The sequence below is a fragment of the Propioniciclava sp. genome (assembly GCF_029977985.1).
Taxonomy (GTDB): Bacteria; Actinomycetota; Actinomycetes; order Propionibacteriales; family Propionibacteriaceae; genus Propioniciclava.
Genome location: NZ_JARKOT010000114.1, coordinates 1 through 4,639, shown reverse-complemented (window position 1 = coordinate 4,639; position 4,639 = coordinate 1). Strand labels below are relative to the sequence as shown.

The 4,639-nt window shown below is 70.3% G+C and carries 5 protein-coding genes and 1 pseudogene; all 6 read left to right on the top strand.

Features of this window, described 5'->3' with window-relative positions; translation table 11 throughout:
- A pseudogene (locus Q1K57_RS07215) lies at positions 1 to 242 on the top strand (hypothetical protein); the annotation flags it as partial.
- A gap of 4 nt (positions 243 to 246) precedes the next feature.
- The gene (locus Q1K57_RS07210; RefSeq protein WP_300080412.1) at positions 247 to 1,017 is read left to right on the top strand and encodes a hypothetical protein; all 771 of its coding nucleotides are present in this window, start codon (positions 247 to 249) and stop codon (positions 1,015 to 1,017) included.
- Between the two features lie 182 nt (positions 1,018 to 1,199).
- Complete coding sequence (locus Q1K57_RS07205) at positions 1,200 to 2,558, top strand: ATPase, T2SS/T4P/T4SS family (protein ID WP_300080410.1); 1,359 nt, start codon at positions 1,200 to 1,202, stop codon at positions 2,556 to 2,558.
- The gene (locus tag Q1K57_RS07200) at positions 2,555 to 3,409 is read left to right on the top strand and encodes a type II secretion system F family protein (protein WP_300080408.1); all 855 of its coding nucleotides are present in this window, start codon (positions 2,555 to 2,557) and stop codon (positions 3,407 to 3,409) included. The genes Q1K57_RS07205 and Q1K57_RS07200 overlap by 4 nt, the downstream gene beginning before the upstream one ends.
- On the top strand, positions 3,406 to 4,299 hold the full coding sequence (locus Q1K57_RS07195) for a hypothetical protein (protein WP_300080406.1): 894 nt from the start codon (positions 3,406 to 3,408) through the stop codon (positions 4,297 to 4,299). The genes Q1K57_RS07200 and Q1K57_RS07195 overlap by 4 nt, the downstream gene beginning before the upstream one ends.
- 40 nt (positions 4,300 to 4,339) lie before the next feature.
- Complete coding sequence (locus Q1K57_RS07190) at positions 4,340 to 4,549, top strand: hypothetical protein (protein ID WP_300080404.1); 210 nt, start codon at positions 4,340 to 4,342, stop codon at positions 4,547 to 4,549.
- Positions 4,550 to 4,639: the final 90 nt, after the last annotated feature.

The window sequence follows — 4,639 nt, the reverse complement described above, 5'->3', positions numbered from 1 at the left end:
TGCCCGCCATTCCCTTGAAGACCGGCGACGACGTGCGGGTGGTGCAGACGCCGGGCGCGCAGGGCCAGGTCGGCGACGTGTCGCCGGTGACGAGCGCGGCCAAGGTCGTCGCGGTTACGCGCTCGCTGGACGGGCAGTTCGCCCTGGTTGACCTGCTGGGGAGCGCGGACGCCGCGCCCGATCTGGCCGCGCGGGCCGCGACCGGCAAGGTTGCCGTGGTCCTCGACTCCCGGGAACGGTGACGCCATGCCCCTCTTCACCGTCGCGTCCGTCTCGGGCTCGCTGGGGGTGACGACCCTGTCGGTCGGACTCGCCCTGACGTGGCCCCGTCCAGTGGTGCTCGTGGAAGCCGACCCATCCGGCGGCTCGGCGATCCTGGCCGGGTACTGCACAGGCGTCGCGCGCCCCGGGCTCTCCGAACTCGTGCTGGCGCACCGACACCACCAGTTGGCCGACGAACTGCCGTCACGGCTCTTCCCCCTAGCCGACTCGAACGCGAGCCTGTTGCCGGGGCTCCGCGCGCACCAGCAGGCCGCGTCCCTCCTCGGCGTGTGGGACGCGCTCCTGGACGCCCTGCGCGACCTCGACGCGGACACGGGCGTGGACATCGTCGTGGACGCCGGCCGGCTGGGCATGGTCGGCAGCCCGGAGCCGCTCATATCTGAGTCGGACGTGACCGTGGTGGTGACGGGGACCGGATTGCCCGAGCTGGCCCGGGTGCGGTCATGGTTGCCCGGTCTCCAGGAAGGCTCGTTGGGCGAGGTGCGTTTGGTCGTCGCAGGGCCGGCCAGTCGGTACAGCACCTCCGAGGTCACCAAGACGCTGGGCGTGCCGGTGGTCGGCGAGGTCGCGTGGGATCCGGACGCCGCGCGGTGGTGGTCCCACGGGGAGCCTCAGCGTCGGTTCGACCGTTCGCCGCTGCCTCGTTCGGTGGTGGCGTTGGGTGAGTCGCTTCGGGCTCTGGCGCCGCGCTCAGACGACGCGCCAACGCTTACTAGGGCGGGGGCGGAGCGATGACGAAGCCGCCGCAGCCCACTTGGGAAGGGCCCGACCTGGCCAGCGTGCCGCTGTTCACCGCCTTCGGTGACGCGGTTGATGCGGCGCGGCCGGGACGCGTCCGCTCTGGGTTCACCCTGTCGACGGCAGTCGCCACGCCGTCCGCCCTTCATGTGGTCGGCCGCGAGGCGAAGGTGGGACCGATGGGATCGCCCACGGAACACTCGCCCGCGGTGGATTGGGACGAGGCGTCGGAGCTGCGCGCGCTGGCGTCCAAGCGCTTCTCCGAGCGGGCGGCGCTGTCCCCGTTCGTTGACGAGACCTCCCGCCAGGAGCTGGGGCGGGCCGTGATCATGGAGGTCGTCCAGGAGGCGACGGAGGCGCGCTTTGCCGTCCAAGGCTCCGTCAGTTCCGCCAACGCGCAGGATGCCTTGGCGCGGGCGGTGTTCGACCTGATGTTCGGGCTCGGCCGGTTGCAGCCCCTGGTGGATCGCGCGGACGTCGAGAACATCATCGTCGTCGGTCACGACCGGGTGTTTCTGGACCTGGTGGGCGGCGAGAAGGTGCCGGGGCCGCCGGTGGCGGCGTCCGACGAAGAGCTGATCCAGCTGCTGCAGGACCTGGCGTCCAGGGCCGATCCGCCGCGCGTGTTCTCCGACGCCAACCCGGACCTCCACCTGAACCTGGACGGCGCTCGCCTGGCGGCGTCCGCGTTCGTCACCCATCGGCCGAGCGTGGTGATCCGAAGGCACCGCCTGGTGCGCATCACTCTCGACGACCTCGTGGGTCTGGACACGGTGAGCCCCTTGCTGGCGTCGTTCCTGGCGGCCGCGGTGAAGGCTCGCTTGTCGATCGTGGTCTCCGGTCAACAAGGCGATGGGAAGACCACCCTGCTGCGGGCGTTGTGTGCCGAGATCGGTCCGGAGGAGGTGCTGGGGACGTTCGAGACGGAACGAGAGCTGGGTCTGGAGCAGTTGGTCGACGAGCACCCCGTCGTCTTCTCGTGGGAAGCGCGTCCCGGTTCGGGCGAGCGAGGTCCCGACGGACGTCCGGTGAACGAGTTCACCCTCCAGGACGGCATGCACGCCTCCTTCCGGTACGCGCTCGACCGGCAGATCGTGGGCGAGGTCCGCGGTCGCGAGGTCGCGCAGATGATCATGGCCATGGAGTCCGGCTCGGGCTCCCTGTCCACGACGCATGCGGCGTCGGCGGCCGACACGATGGAGAAGCTCGTCAGCTGCGCGATGCAGTCCGGCGAGGTCACCCGTGACTCGGCGGTGATGAAGCTGGCCCGCTGCCTCGGCCTGGTGGTGCAGCTGCGGTCCATGTTCGTGCGCGGCCGCGACGGATCGGTCCGCAAGCGGCGTGTGATCGACGAGGTGCTGGCGATCACGCCGGGCGAGGAGTCCGCCGGCTACGCCGCGACCACCGTCTTCAGGAGCGACCCCGACGGCCCGGCCGTCGCCTTCGTGCTGCCCGACCACCTACGGATGCTGGCGGGGCACGGGTTCACCGCGAACGAGTTCCTCCTGGAGGCGCAACGCCACGGCGGTGTCGCATGAACCCGCTGGTTCCCGCGCTGGTGAGCGTCCTCGGCGTCGGTGGCGTGATGGGGCTGGTCGCAGGGCTTCGGCGCGTCCCGGCCCCGACGGCCGCTCCGGCGACGCCCCGGCTCCTGGCGCGGCTCGCCCGCGTCCCGCGCCGCCTCCTGATCTCCGGTCTGCTGGCGGCGGTGGCCGGTGTGCTGGTGGCCTTGCTGTCGGGCTGGGTGATCGCCATCGTGCTCTTCCCGCTGGCGGCGCTCGGCCTGCCGGTGCTCCTTGGTGTCTCGGACGAGTCCCACACGATCGAACGCCTCGAAGGCCTGGCGGAGTGGACACGCAACCTGGCCGGCGTGATCACCGTGGGAGTCGGTCTGGAGGGCGCCCTCGTGGCCACGCTGCGCACGGCACCCGACGTGATCCGTCCGGAGGTGACCACCCTGGTGAGCCGGATCCGGTCGCGGTGGAACACCGCCGAGGCGCTGCGCGCGTTCGCCGACCAGTTCAACGACTCGACCGGTGACCTGGTGGCAGCCACCCTCATCCTCGCGGCCCAGAAGCGGGCGGACGGTCTCTCCCAGATCCTGTCCGGGCTCGCCGAGTCGGTGTCCGCGGAGGTCGCGGCCCGGCGTCATCTGGAGGCCGACCGCAGCAAGCCGCGCCAGACAGCGCGGATCGTCACCCTGATCACCGTGGTGTGCCTGGTGGGGATGGCCGCCACCGGCCAGTACCTGGAGCCGTATCGCTCGCCGATGGGGCAGGTCGTCCTGTCGGTGCTCCTCTCGCTGTATGTCGTCGGTCTCGTAGTGATGCGACGGATGGCGCGGGTCAAGCCGCTGCCCCGACTGTTGGCGTCCGGAGAACCGTCATGACCGGCCTGCAGCTCGCGGCCCTGACCGGCCTGATGCTCGCCACGAGCGTCCTGTGCGCGGTGTGGTGGCTCGCTCCGACCGTGCCGGCGCTCGGTCCCGCGCTGGACCGGTTGACCGGCGTGCCGACAGCTCCGGCCTTGCTGGGCGGCGTGGACGCTCAGGATCGGGTGGGCGCGTGGGTCGCGCGCTGGGTGCCGAGGTGGGTGTGGATGACGCCGGTCAAGGAACTGGCGCTGCTGCGCCGGACGGAGGCCAGTTTCTACGGCGAGAAGCTGATCATGGCTGCCATCGGGCTGGTCGCGCCCCCGCTGCTGTCGACGCTGTTCAACGTGTTCGGCTTGCGGTTCCCGATCGCGGTCCCGTTGATCGCGTCGCTGGTCGGTGCCGTCGGGCTGTTCGTGCTCCCGAACCTGGACATCCACGGCAAGGCGAAAGCGGCCCGCCTCGAGTTCAACCACGTGTTGACCGGCTTCATCGACCTCGTGGCCCTCGAACGCCGCGCCGGTTCCGGCCCCCGACAGGCACTGGAGAACGCGGCCCGCGTCGGCCGCGGCCAGTGGGTCTTCGACCGCCTGGCGGAAGGCTTCACACAGTCCAGCGTCGACGGACGCCCACCGTGGTACGTCCTCCGCGCGATGGGCGACGAACTGGACCTGCCAGAGCTCGACGACCTGGCCAACATCATGGCCCTGGCCGAGCAGCAGACGATGCCCGTCTACCAGACCCTCCGGGAACACAACCGACCGCTGCGCGTGGCGCTCCTGACCGACGAGCAGGCCCGGGCGAACGCCGCCTCCGAGCGGCTCACCATCCCTGCGACCATGCTGGCGATCGTCTTCATCGCCATCCTGCTGGGGCCATCCCTGATGACCCTGATGAGCAACACCTGACCCCCCAAGGAAGAACCCCTTCAGGAGAGGAAACCCCACCATGATGCTCAACCTGTACGTGGAGAGCCAGCTCATGCGCCGCGACCTCGAGTCGTGGCTCGCCAAGCAACGCGAACGAATGCTCGCCGAGGACGGCATGTCCGAGACCATCCAGAACGTCCTCTGGGCGATCTTCGCCATCGCCATCGTGGGGATCGTCGCCGCGATCATCCAGGCCTACGTCGTCAGCAAGGCCAACGAGATCCGATAGGCGACGATCATGCGGCGGTCCAGGTCCAGCCGGTGGCTGATGCGGGGTGAGCGCGGTTCGTCATCGGTCGAGATGGTGATCGCGCTCCCG